The following is a 21,374-nucleotide window of genomic DNA, read 5'->3' on the forward strand; positions in this document are numbered from 1 at the left end:
CGCCCTCAGCGCGCCGGGATCCGGCTCTGCGCCCAGCGCTGGAGCCGATTGACCGCGAAGATGATGACGAAGGAGACGACCAGCATGACCACCGCAATCGCGGTCGCATCGGCGTAACGGAATTCGGACAGGCGTATCACGATCAAGAGCGGCGCGATCTCGGAGACGTTGGGCAGATTGCCGGCGATGAAGATCACCGAGCCGTATTCACCGACCGCGCGGGCGAAGGCGAGCGCGAGGCCCGTGAGCAGCGCCGGCGCGAGCGAAGGCAGGATCACGCGAACGATGGTCTGCAAGCGGCTGGCCCCCAGGCTGCCCGCGGCTTCCTCGATTTCAGGGTCGAGATCCTGCAGCACCGGCTGCACGGTGCGGACAACGAAGGGAATGCCGATGAAGATCATGGCGACGAAGATGCCGACCGGCGTGAACGCCACCTTGAGGCCGAGCGCGGCGAGCGGCGCCCCCAGCCAGCCCTTCTCGGCGAACAGCGCCGTCAGCGCGACGCCGGCCACCGCCGTCGGCAGCGCAAACGGCACGTCGACGATGGCATCGAAGATGCGGCGGCCGGGGAAGCGGTAGCGCACCAGCGCCCAGACGATGATGCTGCCCATCACCAGATTGACGCAAGCCGCCGCAAAGGCGAGGCCGAACGAGACGCGGAGCGCGTTCAGGGTGCGGCGGCTGGAGAGGATGTTCCAGAACTGCTCGGGGCTGAGCTCAAGCGATCTCAGGAACAGGCCGGCGAGTGGAATCAGGATGATCACGGACAGCCAGGAAAGCGTCAGTCCCATGGTGAGACCGAAGCCCGGCAATGTCCGGCGTCGTGCTGCGAGTGCGCTCACCAGGCCCCCTGCTAAAGCCCCCTACGACAGCGCCCGATCAGTTCTTGTAAATCTGATCGAAAACGCCGCCGTCTGCAAAATGTTCCTTCTGTGCCTTGGTCCAGCCGCCGAAGACGTCGTCGATCGTGAACAGCTCGACCTTGGCGAAGGAATTTTCATACTTTTTGGCGGTCTCGGCATCGCGCGGACGGTAGAAATTGCGCGCGGCGATCTCCTGCCCTTCCTTGGTGTACCAGTATTGAAGGTAGGCGTCAGCCGCATTGCGGGTGCCCTTTTTGTCGGCAACCTTGTCCACGATCGCGACCGGCGGCTCGGCGAGGATCGACTGCGGCGGTGCAACGATCTCGAACTTGTTCGCACCGAATTCCTTCAGGGCCAGGAACGCCTCGTTCTCCCAGGCGAGCAGCACGTCACCGACGCCGCGCTCGACAAAGGTCACAGTGGCGCCCCGGGCGCCGGTATCGAGCACCGGCACCTGCTGGAAGAGCTTCCCAACGAAGTCCTTGGCCTTGTCGGCCGAACCGTATTTCTTTTGCGCAAAGCCCCAGGCGGCAAGATAATTCCAGCGCGCGCCGCCCGACGTTTTCGGGTTCGGGGTGATGATGGCAACGCCCGGCTTGATCAGATCATCCCAGTCCTTGATGCCCTTGGGATTGCCCTTGCGCACCAAGAACACGATGGTCGACGTGTAGGGCGACGAATTCTGTGGCAGCCGTTTCTGCCAATCCGTCGCGGTGAGGCGCTTGCTCGCGATGGCGTCGATGTCATAGGCCAGCGCCAGCGTCACCACATCAGCCTGCAAGCCGTCGATCACCGCGCGCGCCTGCGAGCCGCTGCCGCCGTGCGACTGCTTGATCTCGACGCTCTTACCGGTTTCCTTCTGGTAGGCGCTCGCGAACGCCTTGTTGAACTCGACATAGAGCTCGCGCGTCGGATCGTACGACACGTTCAGCAAATTGATGTCGGCGGCCAGAGCCGAGCCTGCCCAGAACCCCGTCGCGAGCAATCCTGCGGCGAGCGGAACGATACGGCGCATCATGTCCATCTCCATTCACCTCGACGACATCGGCGTCGTCGACGGCAGGCATAACTCGTGGCGAAACGCTCTTGTGTCAACGGAACCCGATTTTCTTGTTCGCTAGCTTGCAGCGCGACTGTGCTACGAAGTCTTCATCGTATGGATGCCGCATTCTGTCTTGGCCCGGCCGCGCCACCGGCCGGCGCGTGCATCCTCGCCCTCAGTCGTTCTGCTGGTGCAAGGCATACACCCAACCGACAGGAATCCTGACACAACCAGAGGGTGCCGCGGCAATTTAGCGCGGGTGAAGATCGCCTCGATCTCCTCGCGCGAGACGTTGGCGAAGGGATTGAATTTCAGCCGCGCGCCATCGTCCTCGACGACCGGAATGTCGGCGCGCGCATTGCCCTGAAAGCGCTTGCGGCCGTTGAGCCAGGCGCCGAACGGCTTCAGCGCACGCGCCAGCGGCTCGACCTTGCGGATGCGGCAGCAGGCGTCGGGATCGGAGAACCAGAGGTTGCGGTCGGGGTCTTCGCGCGACAGCGTCTCCTCGGCCGGCTTGATCGAGCGGACGTCCTTCAGGCCCAGCGTCGCAATCAGCGTATCGCGATAGGCCAGCGTCTCCTCGAACAACCAGCCGGTGTCGAGAAAGACCACGGGGATCGCCGGATCGACGTCCGCCATGACCTTCAACAGCGTCGCCGATTCCGTGCCGAAGGACGACACCAGCGCAAGCTTGTCGCGCCCGACCGTCTTCAGCGCCGCGGCAATGACCTCCGCAGGCGAGGCATCGCGCAAGGCGCGATCGAGCTCGTCCGCCGAAGGTAGCGCAGACACGGCTGAAACCTGAGGCGCGATCGCGTTCACGTGCCGACCCCTTCGGAGTGGCGCAGCTGCATGCGCCGGTGCAGCGCGGTGATGCGGCCATCGCCGGTCGGCTGGTAGAACACCGAATAGCGCTTCGCGGTCTGCATGAAGGCTTCCGCGTCGGCCTGCTTCTTGACCTCGAAGGCATCGAAGCCGGCACGCAGCATGAACACGAACTGGTCGCGCAGCACCTGACCGGTCGCGCGCAATTCGCCGCGGTAATTGTAGCGCTCGCGCAGCAGCCGCGCCTGGCTGTAGGCCCGTCCGTCACGGAAGGTCGGGAACACCAGCGCGACGGCGGCGACCTGGCCGAGATACGGCACGAGCTCGGCGATGTCGCGGTTGTTGGGCCAGATCACCCCGACCTTTCCGGCACGCTTGAGCAAGCCCTCGGCCTCGCCGAGGAAGCGCTCGGCGGGCACCAGGATGTCGCCGCCTTCGGGCAGCGGCGTGTCGACGGCGAGCTTGACGAAGCGGTCGTCCGTGATCTTTCCGCCGTTAACGAGTGGCATAGACGCGCTCCTTGAAGGGTTCGACGCCGAGGCGCTTCACCGTGTCCATGAACAGCTCTTCAGGCCGCTCGCGCAGCGCCAGATAGGCTTCCACGATGTCCTCGACGACGTCGGCGACCTCGTCGAACTTGACGCCGGGACCGATCAGGGTGCCGAGCGCGGCGTTCTCGTCGGCGCGGCCGCCGATGGTGATCTGATAGACCTCCTCGCCGTTCTTCTCGACGCCGAGAATGCCGATATGGCCGACATGGTGATGGCCGCAGGCATTGATGCAGCCGGAGATGTTGATGTGCAGACGGCCGATCAGGTTAGCGAGCTCGTGATTGGCGAAGCGCCGCGTCAGCTCCTGCGCGATCGGAATCGAGCGGGCATTCGCCAGCGAGCAATAATCGAGCCCGGGGCAAGCGATGATGTCGGTGATCAGGTTGACGTTGGGCGTCGCCAGCCCGAGCTTGTCGAGCGCCTTCCACAGTGCCGGCAGGTCGCGCTTGGCGACGTGCGGCAGCGCCAGGTTCTGCTCGTGGCCGACGCGGATCTCGCCGAAGGAATATTTGTCGGCAAGATCTGCCAGCGCGTCCATCTGCTCGGCGGTGGCATCGCCCGGAGGCCCGCCGGTCGGCTTCAGCGAGATCGTGACGATGGAGTAACCCTGCACCTTGTGCGGGGCCACCGAGTTCTTGCGCCATGCCTCGAAATCGGGGTCGGCCGCGGCCTGGCGCAGCTCGTCCGGCATATGCGGCAGCTTCTCGTAGGCCGGATAGGTGAAGCGCGAGCGGATGTCCTCGATCACCTCCTCGTCGATCTGGAGCGAGGAGTTGCGAATGTGCTGCCACTCCTCCTCGACCTCGCGCGAGAATTTCTCGATGCCGAGCTCGTGCACCAGGATCTTGATGCGCGCCTTGTAGATGTTGTCGCGGCGGCCGTACTGATTGTAGACGCGTAAGATCGCCTCGATGTAGGTGAGGATGTCGCGGCCGTGCACGAAGTGCTTGATGGTCTTGGCGATGAACGGCGTACGGCCGAGACCGCCGCCGACCAGAACCTCGAAGCCTGTCTCGCCCTTCTCGTTCTTGATTAGCCGCAGGCCGATGTCGTGGATCCTGATCGCGGCGCGGTCGTGGTCCGAGGCGGTGATCGCGATCTTGAACTTGCGCGGCAGGAACGAGAATTCCGGATGCAACGTGGTGTGCTGGCGGATCAGCTCCGACCAGATGCGCGGATCCTCGATCTCGCCCGGCGCGACGCCGGCCCACTGGTCCGAGGTGACGTTGCGCATGTTGTTGCCGGAGGTCTGCATCGCGTGGATGCCGACCTTGGCGAGGTCTTCGAGTGCATCCGGCAGCTCGGCGAGCTTGATCCAGTTGAACTGGATATTCTGCCGCGTGGTGAAGTGGCCGTAGCCGCGATCGTATTTGCGCGCGACATGGGCGAGCGCCCGCATCTGGTTCGTCGCCAGAGTGCCATAGGGAATCGCGACGCGGAACATATAAGCGTGCAGCTGCAGATAGACGCCGTTCTGCAAACGCAGGATCTTGAACTCGTCCTCGGTGAGCTCGCCGGAAAGGCGCCGCTTCACCTGGTCGCGGAACTCCGAGACGCGCTCGTTGACGAGCGTGCGGTCGATTTCGTCGTAAGCATACATAAGTGGGTGCCTTAAACCTGAGCCGGCTGTCCGATGGTGACGCCGGTGCGGCGAATCTGCTCGCGCAGATTGCCGGGCTGGACCTTGCCATCGTCGCCGATCTGCACCGGCGCGATATAGGGGCCGATGGCGCCGACGTCATCGGCCACGGCTTCCGCAAGCAACGCCTTGGCCTCGTCGGAGTTGCGCACGATCGCGGCTTCCGACAGCTCGGCGGACCAGCTGTTGGCGGCGGTGCGGTAGACCACGATGCCGTCCCAGGTGCGGTTGGCGGTCACGACCGAGGGGCCAGCGATACGGATCTTCTTTTGTTCGAGCGGAGAGGTCATTCGGCTGCATCCAATAGGTCAGAGATGATTTGTTTGGGTGTCTGGCGGCGAAGCGAGCCGGCATGCCGGACCACGTCGCCGATGATGAGGATGGCGGGACCGCCATGGATCCGCCGCACCAGTTCCGGCAGATCGCGCAGCGTGCCAATTGCGCCTTGCGCATCCGGCCGCGTGACGCGGGCGAACACGCCGACCGGCGTCTCCGGCGAGCGGCCGGCCGCGAACAAGCCTGCGCGCACGGCGGGCGCTGCGGTCATGCCCATGTAGACCACGACGGTCATCTTGGTGTCGGTCAGTGTCGACCAATCCACGTTCTCTGCATCGCGGGCCTTGTGTGCGGTGAGGAAGGTGATGCGGGTCGCTTCGTGGCGGTAGGTGAGCGGCACCTCGAAATCGGCGGCGGCGCCGAGCCCTGCGGTGATGCCGGGAATGATCGAATAGGCGATGCCGGCGGCGCGCAGCGCTTCCACTTCTTCGCCGCCGCGGCCGAACACGAAGGGATCGCCGCCCTTCAACCGCACGACGCGCTGGCCCGATTGCGCGGCCTCGATCATGCGCTTGTTGATGGCGTCCTGGCCGATGCCGGGCTTGCCGACGCGGCGGCCGACCGCAACGCGCGTGGTGTCGCGGCGAATGCGGTCGAGAATCTCGGGCGAGACCAGCTCGTCATGGAAGACGATGTCGGCGTCCTGCAAAGCGCGCAGCGCCTTGATGGTGAGCAGATCGGGATCGCCGGGTCCGGCGCCGACCAGTGCGACGGAGCCTTCCGGCTTGTCGGCGCGCGCGAATGCGGAAAGGTCGGCAATCGCCTTGAGCGATGCATCGGCTTCGCTGTTGCGGCCGGCGAGCACGGCGGCGCCGATCGGACCGTCGATGACGCGCTCCCAGAAGCGGCGGCGCAGCGGAAACTCGGCGATGCGCTCGTTGATCGACTTGCGGAAGGTGCCGATGAACTCGGCGAGTTCGCCAATGCGCGCCGGCAGCAGCGCCTCGATCTTCTCGCGCACACGCCGCGCCACCACCGGAGAGGTGCCGCCGGTGCCGACGGCGACCACGACATCGCCGCGATCGACGATCGCCGGAAAGATGAAGCTGGAATGCTCGAGGTCGTCCATGACGTTGACGGGCAGGCCAGCCGCCTTGGCGCGAGCCGACATGGCCACACCGACATCGCCTGCGCCCGCGCAGACGACGGCGATGACGCCGGAAATATCCACCGTGAGCGGATCGCCTGCCGCGATCTCGATGCGCGCCAAGTCTTCGGAGCCGAGGCCAAGGTCGTGATTGCCATCGATCGCATGCACGCGCAGGCGCGCGCCGGCAGCGGCGAGCACGCGCAGCTTGGCGCGCAAAAGCTCGCCCGTCCCGATGAGGACCACCGGGCCGGCCTTGAGATCGAGAAACACCGGCAAGAACCGCATGTGATACTCGCTTCCCCACAAACGGGGTTGACTGGAATTATTTTCTATATATGTCTCGTTTCGAGCGCGCAAAGAGAAAATTTTTTCTTCTCTTCCGCACCGCAACTATAGAATTTTCGCCTCCAAACGCAAAGTGGCAGAGATGCATCTTCTCAAGGACGATTCCGCTGCTGATCGACTGAGCAATCCGGCGCTGGCTGAGCGCGTGCGCGCGCAAGAATTTGCTGCCGAACTTGCCTCGAGCATGGACCATCTCGACCAGCTCGAAGCGCAGAGCATCTACATCTTCCGTGAGGCCTTTGCCCGGCTGAAGAAGATTGCCCTGTTGTGGTCACTCGGCAAGGACTCCAACGTCATGATCTGGCTGGCGCGGAAAGCCTTCTTCGGCAAGATGCCGTTCCCGGCCCTTCACGTCGATACCGGCAAGAAGTTTCCGGAGATGTATCGCTTCCGCGATCATTACGGCAAGGAATGGGATCTCGATCTGCGCGTCGAGCCCTGCCCGCCGATCGATGCCGTCGACCCAACGCTGCCGCCGGCCGCCCGGTCCGCCGCGCGCAAGACCGAGGGCCTCAAGATGGCGCTCGCAAAATATGGCTTCGACGGCCTGATCGCCGGCATCCGCCGCGACGAGGAAGCAACGCGCGCCAAGGAGCGCGTGTTCTCGCCGCGCGGCTTGGAGGGCAATTGGGACGTGCGCGACCAGCCGCCGGAATTCTGGGATCATTTCAACGCCTCGCCGCCGCAAGGCGCGCATCTGCGCATCCATCCGATCCTGCATTGGACCGAGGCCGACATCTGGGCCTACACCAAGCGCGAGAACATCCCGATCATTCCGCTGTACCTTGCCAAGAACGGCAAGCGTTATCGCTCGCTGGGTGACCAGGACATCACCAATCCGGTTGCCTCGAATGCCTCGAACATCGACGAGATCCTGATCGAGCTCGAACAGACCAAGGTGCCGGAGCGCTCGGGGCGCGCGCTCGACCACGAGACCGAGGACGCCTTCGAGCGCCTTCGCGTCGCCGGCTATCTCTGATCAAGGACGCGGCCATGAACATGATCGTCACGTCAGCCTCGCCCGGCACGCCGAACGGCACCACGCGTCCCCAGGTCCGCATCGTCATCGTCGGCCATGTTGACCACGGCAAGTCGACCCTGGTCGGCCGCCTCCTGCATGAAACCGGCAGCCTGCCCGAGGGCAAGCTCGAAATGCTCAAGGCCGTCAGCGCGCGGCGCGGCATGCCGTTCGAATGGTCGTTCCTGCTCGACGCGCTGCAGACCGAGCGCGACCAGGGCATCACCATCGACACCACGCAGATCCGCTTCCGCACCAATTCGCGCGACATCGTGCTGATCGATGCGCCCGGCCACGCCGAATTCCTCCGCAACATGATCACCGGCGCCTCGCAGGCCGACGGTGCGGTGCTGATCATCGACGCGCTGGAGGGCGTGCGCGACCAGACCAGGCGGCACGGCTATCTCCTGCATCTGCTCGGGGTGAAGCAGGTCGCCGTCGTCGTCAACAAGATGGACCGCGTCGATTTCTCCGCCGCACGCTTCAAGGACATCAGCGACGAGATCTCCGCGCATCTGAACGGCCTCGGCGTGACGCCCACGGCCGTGATCCCGATTTCCGCGCGTGACGGCGACGGCGTTGCGATGCGCACCGACCGCATCTCTTGGTACAAGGGACCGACCGTGGTCGAGGCGCTTGATCACCTCGAGCCGGCGCGTCCGCTGGAAGCGCTGGCGATGCGGCTGCCGGTGCAGGCGATCTACAAGTTCGACGACCGCCGCATCGTCGCCGGCCGCATCGAATCCGGCAGCCTGATTGCCGGCGACGAGATCGTGATCATGCCGGCCGGTAAGATCGCCAAGATCAAGACGGTCGAGAGCTGGCCGGCGACGCCGGTAGCGGGCCGTCAGGGCGCCGGCCGCTCGGTCGGCATCACGCTCGACCGCGAATTGTTCATCGAGCGCGGCGACATCATCGCGCATGCGGGCAGCGCCCCGCGCGAGACGCGGCGGCTGCGGGCGCGCATCTTCTGGCTGCACGACAAGCCGCTTGCCAAGGGCGACCAGCTTTTGGTGCGCTGCGGCCCCAAGGAAAGCCGCGCCACCGTGGTCGCCATCGAGAAGGCGGTCGATCCCGGCGAGCTCTCAAGCAGCGAGAACAAGGCGATCGGCCGCAACCATGTCGGCGAGATCGACATCTCCCTGTCCAATCCGATCGCGACCGATCCCTACACCGAAAATCCGCGCACCGGCCGCCTCGTGATCGAGGTGTCCGGGCGCATCGCCGGCGGTGGCCTGGTGCTGTCGGTCGATGCCGGTCAGCGTGCCGTGCCTGTCGACATCGTGCCGGTGGAATCGGCGCTGCGCAGCGACGAGCGCTCGGCCCGCTACCGCCACAATGGCGCCGTGGTCTGGCTTACCGGCCTGCCGGCTTCCGGCAAGTCGACGCTGGCGCGGGCGCTGGAGCGGCGTCTCTTCACCAATGGCGGCTCGCCGATCCTGCTCGATGGCGACACGCTGCGCGCCGGGCTCAACAGCGATCTCGGCTTCTCCGCCACTGATCGCAGCGAGAACATCCGCCGCCTCGCCGAGGTCGCGACGCATCTCGCCCGCAACGGCCACATCGCCATCGTCGCGGCGGTCTCGCCCGCGCGCGAAGATCGCGCCGCCGCGCGTCGCATCGCCGACACCGCGTTTCGCGAAATCCATGTCGCGACGCCCGCCGAGGTGTGCGAGGAGCGCGATCCCAAGGGCCATTACAAGAAAGCCCGCGCCGGCGCACTCGCCTCGTTCACCGGCATTGGCAACGACTACGAGAAGCCTGAGGCCGCCGAGCTCGTGATCGATACGTCGAAGCGGACGGTTGCGGAAGCGGCCGACGAGATCGAGCAGATGCTGAAGGCATCAGGCGTGCTGTTCGACGAGCTCGTGGACCTCGCTGCGAATATTTGAGGCCGCCCTAGTCGTCGCCCGGCTCGGCCGGGCGACCCAGTATTCCAGAGACAGCGTTGGAATACGAAGAAGCCGCAGCGTACTGGATTCCCCGCTTGCCGCCTTCGCTAAAGCTTCGGCGCCCCTAGACCTCAACCTCGGCGAAGCCTTAGCGTAGCCGGGTCGCGGGGAATGACACCGGTGCGTGGGACCGTCTCCCACCTCTCCTTGACATTTTGACAAGCTCCCGGGGGTCTTCTCACGGCCTCTTTTTTGGGGCTAATAGGCCCCCGAAAGCCGCCCCGCGTGGGCGCATTTTGCTGCTGTCGGGTCAAAAGCAGCCAAAAACAGCCATTTCCAACAAGAAAGCCCATCATGAAACGCGTCGACGCCCACGGATTGAAGATCGCACCCGTCCTGTTTGACTTCATCGCCAAGGAAGCGGCCCCGAAAACCGGGATCGCGCCGGATGCGTTCTGGGCCGGGCTTGCCGGCATCATCAAGGAGTTGGGACCGAAGAACCGCGAGCTGCTCGCATTCCGCGACAATCTGCAGGCCAAGATCGACGACTGGCACCGCGCGGGCAAGGGCAAGGCGTTCGACCTCGATGCCTATACCGCCTTCCTCAAGGAGATCGGCTATCTCGTCCCGGAGCCGGCGACGCAGAAGGTCGAGACCGCCAATGTCGACGAGGAGATCGGCAAGATCTGCGGCCCGCAGCTCGTCGTGCCGCTCACCAATGCGCGCTACGCGCTGAACGCGGCGAACGCACGCTGGGGCTCGCTCTATGATGCGTTCTACGGCACCGATGCGATCCCGCACGACCCGTCCGAGAGCGGCAAGGGCTACAACAAGGCGCGTGGCGACAAGGTGATCGCCAAGGCCAAGGCGTTCCTCGATAACGCCGTGCCGCTCGCGACCGGCAGCCACACCGACGTGACCGGTTATAGCGTCGTCGCGAGCCAGCTCGCGGTGAAGCTGAAGAGCGGCAACGCCACCGCGCTGAAGAATGCCGCGCAGTTCGCGGGCTTCCAGGGCGATCCAGCCGCGCCGAGCGCCGTGCTGCTCGTCAACAACGGCCTGCATATCGAGGTCAAGATCGACCGCAGCAGCGCGATCGGCAAGGACGATCCGGCCGGCGTCGCCGACATGATCATGGAGGCTGCGGTCTCCACCATTCTGGACATGGAGGACTCGGTCGCCGCGGTCGATGCCGAGGACAAGGTGCTGGTCTACCGCAACACGCTCGGCCTGATGAACGGCACGTTGTCGGCCGATTTCGAGAAGGGCGGCAAGACGCTGACCCGCTCACTCAACGCCGACCGCAGCTACAAGACTCCCGACGGCAAGGGCGAGCTCAAGCTGCACGGCCGCAGCCTCCTCCTGATGCGCAATTGCGGTCACCACATGTTCACCGACGCCGTGCTCGACGAGAAAGGCGAAGAGATTCCAGAAGGTCTGCTCGATGCCGCGGTCTCTGGCCTGCTCGCGATCCACGACCTCAAGGGCAATTCCAAGGTCAAGAACAGCCGCACCGGTTCTGCCTACATCGTGAAGCCGAAGATGCACGGCCCGGACGAGGTCTCGCTGACCTGCGAGATTTTCGACCGCGTCGAGAAGATGCTCGGCCTGCCCGAGAACACGCTCAAGGTCGGCATCATGGACGAGGAGCGACGCACCACCGTCAACCTCAAGGCCTGCATCCAGCGCGCCTCCAAGCGCATCATGTTCATCAACACCGGCTTCCTCGACCGCACCGGCGACGAGATCCACACCTCGATGGAAGCGGGTCCGATGATCCGCAAGAACGAGATGAAGGCGCAGGCCTGGATCAAGGCCTATGAGGACTGGAACGTCGACATGGGCCTGATCGATGGCCTGCCCGGCCACGCCCAGATCGGCAAGGGCATGTGGGCCGCGCCCGACAAGATGGCGGACATGCTGGCCCAGAAGCTCGGCCATCCGCAGGCCGGCGCCACCACCGCCTGGGTGCCCTCGCCGACCGCGGCGACGCTGCACGCGCTGCACTACCACCAGGTCAACGTCATCGCGCGCCAGGAGGAACTCGCCAAGGGCGGACCGCGCGCAAAGCTGTCCGACATCCTCACCATTCCGGTGTCGAAGTCGAACTGGGCGCCCGATGACGTCAGGCAGGAGATCGACAATAATTGCCAGGGCATCCTGGGCTATGTCGTGCGCTGGATCGACCAGGGCGTCGGCTGCTCGAAGGTGCCCGACATCCACGACGTCGGCCTGATGGAAGACCGCGCCACCTTGCGCATTTCCAGCCAGCACCTTGCCAACTGGCTGCATCAGGGCGTCATCACCGAGGCGCAGGTGATGGAATCGCTTAAGCGCATGGCCGTCGTCGTCGACAAGCAGAACGCGGATGATCCCATCTACAAGCCGATGGCGCCCGCCTTCGACGGCGTCGCCTTCAAGGCCGCCTGCGACCTCATCTTCAAGGGGCGGGAGCAGCCGAACGGCTACACCGAATACATCCTCACCGCGCGCCGCCGCGAGGCCAAGGCTCTTGCATAAAAAGGCTCTTGCATAAAGAGGCTCTTCGATAAAAGAGGCTCTTGGATAAAGAGGCGCTCGGCTGAGCAGAGTCACGGAACATCGAAAGCCCCGGCCGAACCCGGGGCTTTTTTGTTGGGGAAACGTCGCGCTGTGTCACGGAACAGGCTGCGTGCGCCTCGCGTTGTCGGGCCATCAACCAACGGGAGATGGTCATGGACTGGAATCGGATCGAAGGAAACTGGAAGCAGTTCAAGGGATCGGCCAAGGAGAAATGGGGCAAGCTCACTGACGACGACCTCCAACTGATCGAGGGCCGCCGCGAGCAGCTTGAGGGCCGGTTGCAGGAGCGTTACGGCAAGGCCAAGGACCAGGTCCGTCAGGATGTCGACGACTGGCTGAAGTCGCTGCACTGAAGCAGCACGAACGAAGCCCCGGCGAAAGCCGGGGCTTTTGATTTGAGGTGTAGCCCCGGATGGCGTGAAGTGCGATCCGGGACCTTCGCTGCGGCCCGGATACCGCTTCGCTTGTCCGGGCTGCGATTGCTAGAACACCGCCAGGTATTTCAGCAGCGAAACAATGCCGATGATGATGACGATGACGCGCGCGATCTGCTTGGCGCGGCCGTCCATTGGCAGCATGTTGATGAGATAGAGCACAAGAATGACGACGAGAAAGGTGACGAGTACGCCAACCAGCATCGCGAGGCCCCCTTCAGGCAATTGCTACGCTGTTCTAACGCGCTGCACCCAAGCCGGTTCCATCTCGGAAACCCTCCGCGCGATCTCATGAGGCCGTCTCCGCGGCAGGCCAATCCGGCATTTGCCGTCCGACAAGGTTCGGAGGCCGACAGATGCGGCGTTTCCTACTCTTTCGCTACCACGGGGACCTGGCGGAATCTCGCGCGCACTGAATCCGGCAGCGGCGAGAAATTCATCGCAACGCCGCGGCGGTCGTTGGCATTGCGGCTGGCGACCACTAAACCATTGGCGCCGGCGACGATATCGCCCTTGCGCAGGGTCGGATCGTCCTCGACCTTGACGGATGCGAGCCCCACCGGGTTCTTGCCGTTGCAGGTGCAACCCGCGACGATCTCATTGCGATAGCGGTATGCGTTGGGCAGATCCGAATAGGATTTTCCCTTCTCCGTCGTGGCATCGTCGATGTTGCCGCCGTAGACCAGCGAGGTTTCCGAGGCAGGGCAGAAACTCTTGCAAGATTGCGCCTTGCTCTCGGCATCATTGCCTTGTGCCGGGAAGTAGCGACCGTCGCAGCTGCGCACGCAATAGGCGGTGCCGCCGCCGTAGGACGCGCGCTGGCGTGGCGCCTCATAGCGCGGCATATCGTCGGTGGGGAAAGGCATCCGGATTTCCGGCGGTGGCCTCATCCGAAAGCCGCCGAACAGGCCCGAGAAGAAATCCTGCGCATGCGCCGACGGCGCCATCGCCAGCCCGCTGGAGACGACGACGACAATCGCCACTCCGCCCGCCAGTTTGTCAATCAGCCGTCTCGCCATAGGACCTCGCAGACTAATTCACGGCCGACGTGGTCATGTTCAGCGCCTGCCGACCCGAAGGCAGTGTCGTCACGGCCGGACGCTTGCGCACGGGATCACCTCCCTTCGCCATTAACGGCGCGTTCTTCGGCAGCACCACGACCTTGGCGCCGACATTGACGCGGCTATACAGGTCGACGACGTCCTCGTTGGTCATGCGGATGCAGCCGGACGAGACGAACTTGCCGATGGTGGAGGGATCATTGGTGCCGTGGATGCGGTATTGGCTCGAGCCGAGATACATCGCGCGCGCACCGAGCGGGTTGCCGGGCCCGCCGGCGACGAAGCGCGGCAGATAGGGCTGGCGCGCGATCATCTCGGCCGGCGGATGCCAGTCCGGCCACTCGGCCTTGCGGCTGACGCTTTGCACGCCCGACCAGGTAAAGCCCTCGCGGCCGACGCCGACGCCGTAGCGGATCGCGCGGCCGCCTCCGAGCACGTAATAGAGATAGGTGCTGTTGGTATCGATGACGATGGTACCGGCCGGCTCGCTCCGGTCGAAGCCGACGATCTGCCTGCGCAGCCGGTCGGGCAATTGGGCATCCTCATCGGCGACCTGCGGCGCCTCGTTGATGTCATCCTGCGAATAGCCTTGGTCCTGCAAGTGTTGGCCCTGCAAGTATTGGCCCTGCGAGTAAAGGTCCTGCGGATACACCCGCTGCATCGGCGCATAGCCGAAGGTTTGGGCGCTTGCGGTGCCCACCGGCACTGCGAGAAGAGCGGTTGCGAAGGCGAACGCGCCGACGGCGCGCGGCGAGAAGCTGCGACGGACTGCAAACAACTTTGTCATGAGCTGCCCCGTTGGATGTGCATCAGGTGATGCGCTGCCTCAACAAACTCCGCCGCCTCGATCGAAGTTCCGGCGCAGCGTGCGGCAGCGACGTCACAGTCAAGCGAGCATCCGTTCACGAAGCCGCGATGGAACCAGCACGCCGCCCAAGCATTAGTCACGTCATCAATGGGCGCGCGGATCACGGATTCCGTGCGGGAGAGATATTGTGCGCGTCCTACCCAGTGAACGTTTGATTTCCGGCAACAGCGAAGGCGATCCGCTTCCCGAGAGCCATGTCGAGCTGCCGCCGGTGATCCGCCGCACTGAATTCGTCGCGTTCGCGCTGGCCGGGCTGTTGCTGATCGCCATCGTCGCCGTGCTCTATGTCGGCCGGGCGTTCTTCCTGCCGGTCGTGATGGCGTTCGTCATCGGGACCATGCTGTCTCCGGCGGCCACCTTCCTGGAGCGAAGCAAGGTCCCACGCAGCGTCGGCGCCGTGCTGATCGTGGTCGCAGTGAGCGCGGTGGTCGCTTTCGCCGTCGCGTTGATCGCTTCGCCGGTCATGGCGTGGAGCACGCGCCTGCCAGAGCTCGGCGCGCAATTGAAGGACAAGCTGCACGTGTTCGACCGGCCGCTTGCGCTCTGGCGGGAGCTGCAAGCCATGCTCGGCGGCTCGGAGGGATTGCCGAGCCTGCACATGCCCAAGATCGAGTGGGTGCAGCCGACGCTGGAATTCCTGTCACCGACCTTTACCGAATTCCTGCTGTTCTTCGTCACCCTGATCCTGTTCATCGCAAGCTGGCGCGACCTGCGGCGGGCCATGATCATGACCTTCAGCAATCACGACGCGCGGCTGCGCACGCTCCGGATCCTCAACGAGATCGAGGTCCATCTCGGCAATTATCTGCTGACCGTCACCCTCATCAATGTCGGCGTCGGCGTCGCCACCGGCCTGATCTGTGCGCTGACCGGAATGCCCAATCCGGCCGGGCTCGGCGCACTGGCGGCCACGCTCAACTTCATCCCGATCATCGGGCCCGTGGCGATGTTCGTGGTGCTGGTCGTGGTCGGGCTGATCGCCTTCCCGACCCTCGGCGGCGGCCTGATGGCCGCGCTCGCCTTCGGTGGCCTCACCTTTCTTGAGGGTCACTTCATCACGCCGACGATCATCGGGCGGCGGCTCGCCCTGAACGCGCTCGCCGTGCTGCTCGCGCTCGCATTCTGGACCTGGCTGTGGGGGCCGATGGGCGCGTTCCTGTCCTCGCCGCTCCTGATCGTGGCGCTGATCCTGAAGGACCACCTGCTGCCGGAGAATTCGCCGCAGCTGCCGCAAGCCTGACCGGTTTCAGCGAACGGAACTTACCCGGCGACGAAACGTTCTCCGCCCATCTCAGCCGTCAACAGTTCGGAGCTCCCGATGTCCACGCCCAATGCCGAAGCCGGGATGAGAGACTGGACCGACAAAGCCACCCGAGACCGCCTCGAAAAGGATGTAGCAGCCGTGAAAAGCGATATCGCCGCCCTCACCGACCAGATCACCGACGCGCTCAATACTTTCGCCAACTCCACCAGCAAGCAGGCTCGCCGCGGCTATCGCCAGGCGCGCGAGAACATGGACTCCGCGATGGACGACATGTCCGAGCGCGGCAGCGCGATGATGGAAGCTGCACATAACGCCTACGGCTCGATCGAGGAGACGCTGGAAGAGGCGATCACGCAGCGGCCGCTGGCGACCGTCGGGCTGGCGCTCGGCATCGGCTTCCTGATCGGCGTCGCCTGGCGTCGCTAAGGATGTCGACGCCCATTTGATACGGCGGCGGCACGCCGCCGCTGTTGGCTCGTGACCATTCGGCTGGCGGGGATTGAGGAGCAAGGCCATGTTTCAGCGCATCATCGACGGCATCAGCGCATCAACCGGCACGACGGTTCGGCTGACCTCCCTTGCCGCGGGCGCTGCCTTCGCGCTGCTCGTGACCACAGGCTTCCTCTGTGCCGCCGTCTTCATTTGGGTGCTGCAGAAATATGGCCCGGTGCAGGCTTGTCTTGCCGGCGCCGGCATCTTCTTCCTATTGACCCTGGCCGCGGCAGGCTCCTATTGGAGCTACAAGCGCGAGGTGCAGAAACGCGCCCAGATCGCGGCCGAGCGCGCCGCGAAATCGGCCGCGCAGAGCATGCTTGCAGATCCGATGCTCCTCGCCACTGGGCTCCAGATCGTTCGTGCCATCGGCGTCAAGCGGCTGCTGCCGATCCTGGCGATCGGGGGCGTCGCCCTGGGCATCCTGGCGAGCCGCGCCGGCGTGTCCGACGAGGTGTCGGCCGAACCTGCCGAGTAGCGATCGGAGCTGGGTAGAAAATTTCGTCGTAAGTCCTTCCGGCGCATCTATCCTACTTCGATAGTAGGCGAGGGCCGCAGTCTGCGCCGTTCGGCGCGATTGCCTTGCCGCTCACGCAAACGCTACTCGGACGAGCAGGCGGTTGCCGTTAAAAGCATCATCCTGATTCCCAAAGCTATTTTGCTCAATGAAACCGTCCGTCAAGGCGAACCTCGCCGCATTCCAGCATGACGCCAGGCTCTATCTGACGCTCGGCATCGCCAATTGGTCCATATTCGTCGACCATATTCCCAACAACGTCGTCAACCTGCTGACGCTGCGCAATTTCGGCTTCAGCGGCGCGGCGGACCTGTTCGTGTTCGTGGTGGGCTACGGGGTCGCCATCATCCATGGCAGGATGGCGCTGGAACGCGGCTACTTGGTCGCGGCGACGCGCATCTTTCGCCGGGTCTGGCGGCTCTATGCCGCCTATGTCGTGCTGTTCGTGATCTATATCGATGCCATCGCCTATGTCGCCAGGCAATCGATGGCGCCGGAGATCATCCACCAATACAACATCTCCGGAATTCTCGAGCATCCACTGCGCATCCTGGTCCGCGGTCTCGTGCTCCAGGAAGAGCCGCTGAACCTCGACCTGCTGCAGCTGATGGTCCCGCTGATGGCGTTCTTTCCGTTCGCGTTGTGGGGCCTGCTGCGGGGCCCGAACCTGACGCTGGCGGCATCGGTCGCGCTGTATCTCGCCGCACGCTGGTTCGACTGGAATTTTCGGATCTATCCGGACGGGGAATGGACCTTCAATCCGCTGTGCTGGCAGATGTTGATGGTGCTGGGCGGCTGGTTCGCCGTGACGGGCGCTCCGGGACGTGCGCTGCACGGCATGTCCTGGCTGCGGATCCTCGCCGGCGCCTACCTGGTCTTCGCGATGGCCGTCACCTTGATGCGCCATTCGCCGGCGCTGTCGGCTTACCTGCCCGATCTGCTCCTCAACAGCATCGCTCCGACCGACAAGGAAAACCTCGCTCCCTATCGGGTGGTCCACTTCCTCGCCCTCGCATTCATTGCCACCCATCTCATTCCGGCGGATCACCCCGGCCTGAGATGGAAACCGCTGCAAGCGGTGATCGCATCTGGTGAGGAATGGCTCGCGGTATTCTGCGTCGCCGTGTTCCTATCCTTCGCTGGCCACCTCATCCTGATCACCGGGCCGAACCTGGCGGTGATGCAGGTGGCGGTGAGCATCACCGGCTTCGCGGCGATGACCGGGCTCGCCTACTACATCGCCTGGTCAAAACGGCAGGATCTGCCGGCAGCCCTGCGGCAGCAGGCCCAGAGCTGATCGCTTCGCGATGAAATCGTGCGATTCTGCTAGGCCGAATGCCGCCCCTGGGCTATGCCGGGACCCTGCGTGAGGAGACCGGGCGTGGCGATGGCGAAAGACGGGCGTGAAGAGGCGGAGCGCGCGCCCCGGCGCGGCCGGCCAAGGTCGATCGAGACCACCAACGCCATCCTCGAAAGCGCCTATGCACTGATGGCGACCACCGGCCTTGCCGCCACCACCATCGATGCGATCGCACGGCACTCCAGCGTGTCCAAGATGACGATCTACAAATGGTGGCCGTCGCGGGAAGCGCTGCTGATCGACGCCTTCCTCCACCATGCGTCGCAGATGCTGCCGCTGCCGCCCGCGAGCGCCGGCACGCCCGCGGCGCGCGCGCGGCGCCACGCCGCTGCCTATGCCGAGGCGCTGCAGGGCGAGTTCGGCAAGGTCCAGCTCGCCGTCGTCTCCGAATGCATCTCCAAGACCGGGTCGGCCGAGCTGTTCTACGCCCGGTACCTGCAATTCCGCCGCGACGCGCTGGTGGACATGATCGCCGCCGGCCAGAAGGACGGCAGCATTCAGGCCGAGGGTCCCCCCGAAAATCTATACGACGCGATCTATGGCAGCCTGTTCTACCGCTATATCTTCGGCATCGCGCCGATCACACCCGGCTACGCGCGCAGCCTCGTCGATCTGGTGTTACGGCCGAAGGGCTAGCTTCGCACCGGCCTGACCGGCGCCGAGATTTTGTCCGTGCGGTCGCGCTCGGTCATGTCGACCACCGTCTCCATCGGCGCGGTCAATTCATAGACGTAGGAGACGTCGGTGAAGAAGCGCTTGGCGGTCCCCCCCAGCGCCTCGGGCGCGACGCGGTCGAGCAGGATCAGGCCGAAATCGGAATCGGGCCGGCGCGTCGCCTCGCTGGTGTTGAACTCCTCCCAGCGGAAATGGAAGACCTCATCGCCCTCCTCGCCGGTCACCGTCCAGTTGGCGGTGATGTGCGGATGCTTGCCGACCAGCGACAGGCCCTCGTCGGAATGCGAGGCGAGCTCGAAGAACAGCAGCGACAGGCTTTGTGCGGCACGCGCGCTGACCGCGATGTCGGGGCCGGTGACGGCGATGCGATCGGCATGCGGAATCGCGCGCGCCTCGAACAGGCCCTTCAACTTGACGCCCTGCCACTGGCTCTCGCTGAGCAGCGAGACCACATTGGACATGGCGTGGATGCGCCCGATCAGGAGCTCGCGCGCGATGTCGATGTCCGAGCCGTGGCGCAAAGTGCGCGTCACGATCGACTGGATCACCGCCAGGATGTTCTTGACGCGGTGGTTGAGCTCGTCGATCACCGCGGTCAAACGCCGCTCGAAGCCGATCCTGACCTGAATCTCCCGGCTGAGCCGCAGATTGTTGTAGGCGACGTAACCGAACAGGCCGCACACCATTGCGGTGATGGCAAAGCCGATCGCCGCCACGATGATGGCGGTCTGCTCGGCGCGGCGCACCGAATTGGTCTTCGCGTAATAGCCGAGCTGCCAATCGCGGCCACCGAAGCTCACCGTGCGCGTCGCCGACGGCGCCCCGTCCGCCGCCGCGATCCGCGTCGAGACCACGCCCTCATCATTGGCGATCAGCTCGCCGCCGTCCTTGCGCGGATCCCTGAGCGCCACCGCGAACAGCGACATGTCGTCATTGGCCAGCATCAGCGAGGCGAGCTCGTAGGAAAATGTGACGAAGCCGGCCGGCTCCGTCGCACCCTCGGGAACGACTGGCGCGGCCACGATGATGCCGATCGGCCCGTTTCCGCGGATCAACGGCACCGGGTCGGAGGCAACCGACCTCTTTTGGGCGCGCGCCCGCGTGAGCATCGCGCTGCGAACCGGATCCTGATCGTAGCTGCGGCCGGGCAAGGCCGTGGTCTCGTTGCTGCGCGGCTCGAGATCCAACAGCACGTCGATCGGCTGGGTGACATCGGCAGGATTGATCGGCTTGTCGTCAAACGAGCGGATCTGCGGATTCGGGAAGCCGGCGCTGGCGATGGCGGCTTGCGCGTCCGCAAGCTCGTTCGGCTTCAGCCGGGCGATCCAGCCGGCCACCACAAAGTCGGTCTTGAAGGCGTAGATCGCCGAGCGCAGCGGCTCCAGCATGTTCGGCTTGATCACCGACGGCGCGCGGAACAGGCCCGAGGCGACACGCGCGAGCAGCTCCCGCTCGGTCAGGCGGTCCTGAACCAGGCTCGCATGCACGTCGATCGCACGCGCCAGCGCGATCCGGTCCAGCGCCAGCTCCTGGTCGTGGACGCGATAAGCCGCAAGCCCGGAGAGCAAGGCCCCGAGCAGAGCGATGAAGCCGATGATGAAACCCAGCCTGACCACGCGATTACTCAGGCGAAAGCAGGAAGTCGGCAATGAACACGGAGCACATGAACGCCGCTCGAACGGCCAGAGGCCGAAGCAGGGTAAACCCCAGTGGCGGAGATAATGAAGGAGGAGGCATCAGTACGCAACTTGGGTCGCCTGAAAAGCTTAATCCGCCCGGCCGATGGTCTGGCCGGGATGATCTTCGCCCCGGGCGCCGGAGGTAGTTAATCGCCGTGTGCGAGATTTGTTCCGCGGTTGCGGCATGGCCCAGGCGTTAACGGCGAAAAACGCCTGCGCCAACTGGTCGCGTCCGGTTAGCCGGCCCGTTTCAGGCCGCCTTTGGCCTCGATGAAACCGACGATTCGGTCGAGCCCCTCGCTCTTCTTGAGGTTGGTCATGACGAAGGGCCGCTCGCCGCGCATGCGCCTGGCATCCGTCTCCATCTTCTCCAGGGAGGCGCCGACATGGGGCGCAAGGTCGGTCTTGTTGATGACCAGGAGGTCGGACCGGGTGATACCCGGGCCGCCCTTGGACGGGATCTTGTCGCCGGCGGCGACGTCGATGACATAGATGGTAAGGTCGGCCAGCTCCGGGGAAAAAGTGGCAGCGAGATTGTCGCCGCCGGATTCGATCAGCACAAGGTCAAGTCCGGGAAACTTGGCGCGCATGTCCGCGACCGCAGCGAGATTCATCGAGGCATCCTCGCGGATCGCCGTGTGCGGACAACCGCCGGTCTCGACGCCGGCGATGCGATCCGGCGTCAGCGATCCCGAACGCACCAGGAACTCCGCATCCCATTTGGTGTAGATGTCGTTGGTGATTGCCGCAATGTCATAGCGCTCGCGCATGGTCTTGCAGAGCAGGTCCATCAGCGCGGTCTTGCCCGATCCGACCGGACCGCCGACGCCGACACGCAAGGGACCGTGAGATTTCGCCATG

At 64.6% G+C, this 21,374-nt stretch carries 21 protein-coding genes; 9 read left to right on the forward strand and 12 right to left on the reverse strand.

What is annotated here, in order from left to right:
* Positions 1-5 precede the first annotated feature (5 nt).
* The 7 genes from cysT to cysG form a co-directional block, all read right to left on the reverse strand.
* Entirely contained in the window at positions 6-842 is an 837-nt protein-coding gene (cysT, locus tag I6F36_RS12705; RefSeq protein ID WP_074447692.1) for a sulfate ABC transporter permease subunit CysT, read from the reverse strand.
* 37 nt (positions 843-879) lie between these two features.
* Complete coding sequence (locus I6F36_RS12710) at positions 880-1,881, reverse strand: sulfate ABC transporter substrate-binding protein (protein ID WP_225146403.1); 1,002 nt, start codon at positions 1,879-1,881, stop codon at positions 880-882.
* A gap of 120 nt (positions 1,882-2,001) precedes the next feature.
* Complete coding sequence (locus I6F36_RS12715) at positions 2,002-2,727, reverse strand: phosphoadenylyl-sulfate reductase (protein ID WP_225171528.1); 726 nt, start codon at positions 2,725-2,727, stop codon at positions 2,002-2,004.
* Positions 2,724-3,239 (reverse strand): DUF934 domain-containing protein, encoded by a 516-nt coding sequence (locus I6F36_RS12720; protein ID WP_225171529.1) that lies wholly within the window; start codon positions 3,237-3,239, stop codon positions 2,724-2,726. Before I6F36_RS12720 ends, I6F36_RS12715 begins: the two co-directional genes overlap by 4 nt.
* Positions 3,226-4,881 carry a nitrite/sulfite reductase gene (locus tag I6F36_RS12725; protein WP_225171530.1) on the reverse strand — a complete coding sequence of 552 codons (1,656 nt, stop codon included), beginning with the start codon at positions 4,879-4,881 and terminating at the stop codon, positions 3,226-3,228. The genes I6F36_RS12720 and I6F36_RS12725 overlap by 14 nt, the downstream gene beginning before the upstream one ends.
* An 11-nt stretch (positions 4,882-4,892) precedes the next feature.
* Positions 4,893-5,210 carry a DUF2849 domain-containing protein gene (locus I6F36_RS12730; protein WP_036021663.1) on the reverse strand — a complete coding sequence of 106 codons (318 nt, stop codon included), beginning with the start codon at positions 5,208-5,210 and terminating at the stop codon, positions 4,893-4,895.
* Positions 5,207-6,631, reverse strand: coding sequence for a siroheme synthase CysG (gene cysG / locus I6F36_RS12735; RefSeq protein ID WP_225171531.1), 1,425 nt, complete (start codon positions 6,629-6,631; stop codon positions 5,207-5,209). Before cysG ends, I6F36_RS12730 begins: the two co-directional genes overlap by 4 nt.
* Before the next feature lie 244 nt (positions 6,632-6,875).
* Between cysG and cysD the strand changes: the two genes are divergently transcribed.
* The 4 genes from cysD to I6F36_RS12755 all read left to right on the forward strand — a co-directional run bounded on the left by cysD (position 6,876) and on the right by I6F36_RS12755 (position 12,516).
* Positions 6,876-7,670 (forward strand): sulfate adenylyltransferase subunit CysD, encoded by a 795-nt coding sequence (gene cysD, locus I6F36_RS12740; protein WP_035998209.1) that lies wholly within the window; start codon positions 6,876-6,878, stop codon positions 7,668-7,670.
* 14 nt (positions 7,671-7,684) lie between these two features.
* Positions 7,685-9,601, forward strand: coding sequence for an adenylyl-sulfate kinase (gene cysC, locus I6F36_RS12745; protein ID WP_225171532.1), 1,917 nt, complete (start codon positions 7,685-7,687; stop codon positions 9,599-9,601).
* Between the two features lie 354 nt (positions 9,602-9,955).
* On the forward strand, positions 9,956-12,121 hold the full coding sequence (locus tag I6F36_RS12750) for a malate synthase G (RefSeq protein WP_225126400.1): 2,166 nt from the start codon (positions 9,956-9,958) through the stop codon (positions 12,119-12,121).
* Between the two features lie 194 nt (positions 12,122-12,315).
* Positions 12,316-12,516, forward strand: coding sequence for a CsbD family protein (locus I6F36_RS12755; RefSeq protein WP_008546815.1), 201 nt, complete (start codon positions 12,316-12,318; stop codon positions 12,514-12,516).
* Positions 12,517-12,645: 129 nt separating this feature from the next.
* On the opposite strand, the gene I6F36_RS12760 is transcribed toward I6F36_RS12755, so the two are convergent.
* From I6F36_RS12760 to I6F36_RS12770, 3 genes are all read right to left on the reverse strand, one after another.
* Positions 12,646-12,801: a Thivi_2564 family membrane protein gene (locus tag I6F36_RS12760; RefSeq protein WP_008546817.1), complete on the reverse strand. Its 156-nt coding sequence runs from the start codon at positions 12,799-12,801 to the stop codon at positions 12,646-12,648.
* A gap of 164 nt (positions 12,802-12,965) precedes the next feature.
* Complete coding sequence (locus I6F36_RS12765) at positions 12,966-13,616, reverse strand: DUF2865 domain-containing protein (protein ID WP_225171533.1); 651 nt, start codon at positions 13,614-13,616, stop codon at positions 12,966-12,968.
* 13 nt (positions 13,617-13,629) lie between these two features.
* Positions 13,630-14,445: a L,D-transpeptidase gene (locus tag I6F36_RS12770; protein WP_035998178.1), complete on the reverse strand. Its 816-nt coding sequence runs from the start codon at positions 14,443-14,445 to the stop codon at positions 13,630-13,632.
* 208 nt (positions 14,446-14,653) lie between these two features.
* Here I6F36_RS12770 and I6F36_RS12775 point away from each other — a divergent pair, with 208 nt between their 5' ends.
* From I6F36_RS12775 to I6F36_RS12795, 5 genes are all read left to right on the forward strand, one after another.
* Complete coding sequence (locus tag I6F36_RS12775; RefSeq protein ID WP_035998174.1) at positions 14,654-15,766, forward strand: AI-2E family transporter; 1,113 nt, start codon at positions 14,654-14,656, stop codon at positions 15,764-15,766.
* 78 nt (positions 15,767-15,844) lie between these two features.
* On the forward strand, positions 15,845-16,216 hold the full coding sequence (locus tag I6F36_RS12780; protein ID WP_225171534.1) for a YqjD family protein: 372 nt from the start codon (positions 15,845-15,847) through the stop codon (positions 16,214-16,216).
* An 88-nt stretch (positions 16,217-16,304) separates the two neighbouring features.
* Positions 16,305-16,760, forward strand: coding sequence for a hypothetical protein (locus I6F36_RS12785; RefSeq protein ID WP_057028148.1), 456 nt, complete (start codon positions 16,305-16,307; stop codon positions 16,758-16,760).
* A 187-nt stretch (positions 16,761-16,947) separates the two neighbouring features.
* On the forward strand, positions 16,948-18,096 hold the full coding sequence (locus I6F36_RS12790; RefSeq protein WP_225171535.1) for an OpgC domain-containing protein: 1,149 nt from the start codon (positions 16,948-16,950) through the stop codon (positions 18,094-18,096).
* Positions 18,097-18,186: 90 nt separating this feature from the next.
* Positions 18,187-18,795, forward strand: a complete 609-nt coding sequence (locus tag I6F36_RS12795; protein ID WP_197424438.1) for a TetR/AcrR family transcriptional regulator — start codon at positions 18,187-18,189, stop codon at positions 18,793-18,795.
* On the opposite strand, the gene I6F36_RS12800 is transcribed toward I6F36_RS12795, so the two are convergent.
* Both I6F36_RS12800 and ureG read right to left on the reverse strand, forming a co-directional pair.
* Complete coding sequence (locus I6F36_RS12800; protein WP_225171536.1) at positions 18,792-20,450, reverse strand: HWE histidine kinase domain-containing protein; 1,659 nt, start codon at positions 20,448-20,450, stop codon at positions 18,792-18,794. The two genes, I6F36_RS12795 and I6F36_RS12800, sit on opposite strands and share 4 nt — an antisense overlap.
* Before the next feature lie 299 nt (positions 20,451-20,749).
* Complete coding sequence (gene ureG, locus I6F36_RS12805) at positions 20,750-21,373, reverse strand: urease accessory protein UreG (protein WP_025033975.1); 624 nt, start codon at positions 21,371-21,373, stop codon at positions 20,750-20,752.
* Position 21,374 lies beyond the last annotated feature (1 nt).

This window comes from Bradyrhizobium sp. BRP19 (assembly GCF_020194195.1).
In the GTDB taxonomy this organism is placed as follows: Bacteria; Pseudomonadota; Alphaproteobacteria; order Rhizobiales; family Xanthobacteraceae; genus Bradyrhizobium; species Bradyrhizobium yuanmingense.

Coding starts and splice junctions, on each gene's coding strand:
- cysD (WP_035998209.1), top strand. CDS start 6,876: ATGGACCATCTCGACCAGCTCGAAGCGCAGAGCATCTACATCTTCCGT.
- I6F36_RS12795 (WP_197424438.1), top strand. CDS start 18,187: ATGGCGAAAGACGGGCGTGAAGAGGCGGAGCGCGCGCCCCGGCGCGGC.
- I6F36_RS12725 (WP_225171530.1), bottom strand. CDS start 4,881: ATGTATGCTTACGACGAAATCGACCGCACGCTCGTCAACGAGCGCGTC.
- ureG (WP_025033975.1), bottom strand. CDS start 21,373: ATGGCGAAATCTCACGGTCCCTTGCGTGTCGGCGTCGGCGGTCCGGTC.
- I6F36_RS12785 (WP_057028148.1), top strand. CDS start 16,305: ATGTTTCAGCGCATCATCGACGGCATCAGCGCATCAACCGGCACGACG.
- I6F36_RS12750 (WP_225126400.1), top strand. CDS start 9,956: ATGAAACGCGTCGACGCCCACGGATTGAAGATCGCACCCGTCCTGTTT.
- I6F36_RS12760 (WP_008546817.1), bottom strand. CDS start 12,801: ATGCTGGTTGGCGTACTCGTCACCTTTCTCGTCGTCATTCTTGTGCTC.
- cysC (WP_225171532.1), top strand. CDS start 7,685: ATGAACATGATCGTCACGTCAGCCTCGCCCGGCACGCCGAACGGCACC.
- I6F36_RS12790 (WP_225171535.1), top strand. CDS start 16,948: ATGAAACCGTCCGTCAAGGCGAACCTCGCCGCATTCCAGCATGACGCC.
- I6F36_RS12770 (WP_035998178.1), bottom strand. CDS start 14,445: ATGACAAAGTTGTTTGCAGTCCGTCGCAGCTTCTCGCCGCGCGCCGTC.
- I6F36_RS12765 (WP_225171533.1), bottom strand. CDS start 13,616: ATGGCGAGACGGCTGATTGACAAACTGGCGGGCGGAGTGGCGATTGTC.
- I6F36_RS12710 (WP_225146403.1), bottom strand. CDS start 1,881: ATGATGCGCCGTATCGTTCCGCTCGCCGCAGGATTGCTCGCGACGGGG.
- I6F36_RS12730 (WP_036021663.1), bottom strand. CDS start 5,210: ATGACCTCTCCGCTCGAACAAAAGAAGATCCGTATCGCTGGCCCCTCG.
- I6F36_RS12780 (WP_225171534.1), top strand. CDS start 15,845: ATGTCCACGCCCAATGCCGAAGCCGGGATGAGAGACTGGACCGACAAA.
- I6F36_RS12755 (WP_008546815.1), top strand. CDS start 12,316: ATGGACTGGAATCGGATCGAAGGAAACTGGAAGCAGTTCAAGGGATCG.
- cysG (WP_225171531.1), bottom strand. CDS start 6,631: ATGCGGTTCTTGCCGGTGTTTCTCGATCTCAAGGCCGGCCCGGTGGTC.
- I6F36_RS12720 (WP_225171529.1), bottom strand. CDS start 3,239: ATGCCACTCGTTAACGGCGGAAAGATCACGGACGACCGCTTCGTCAAG.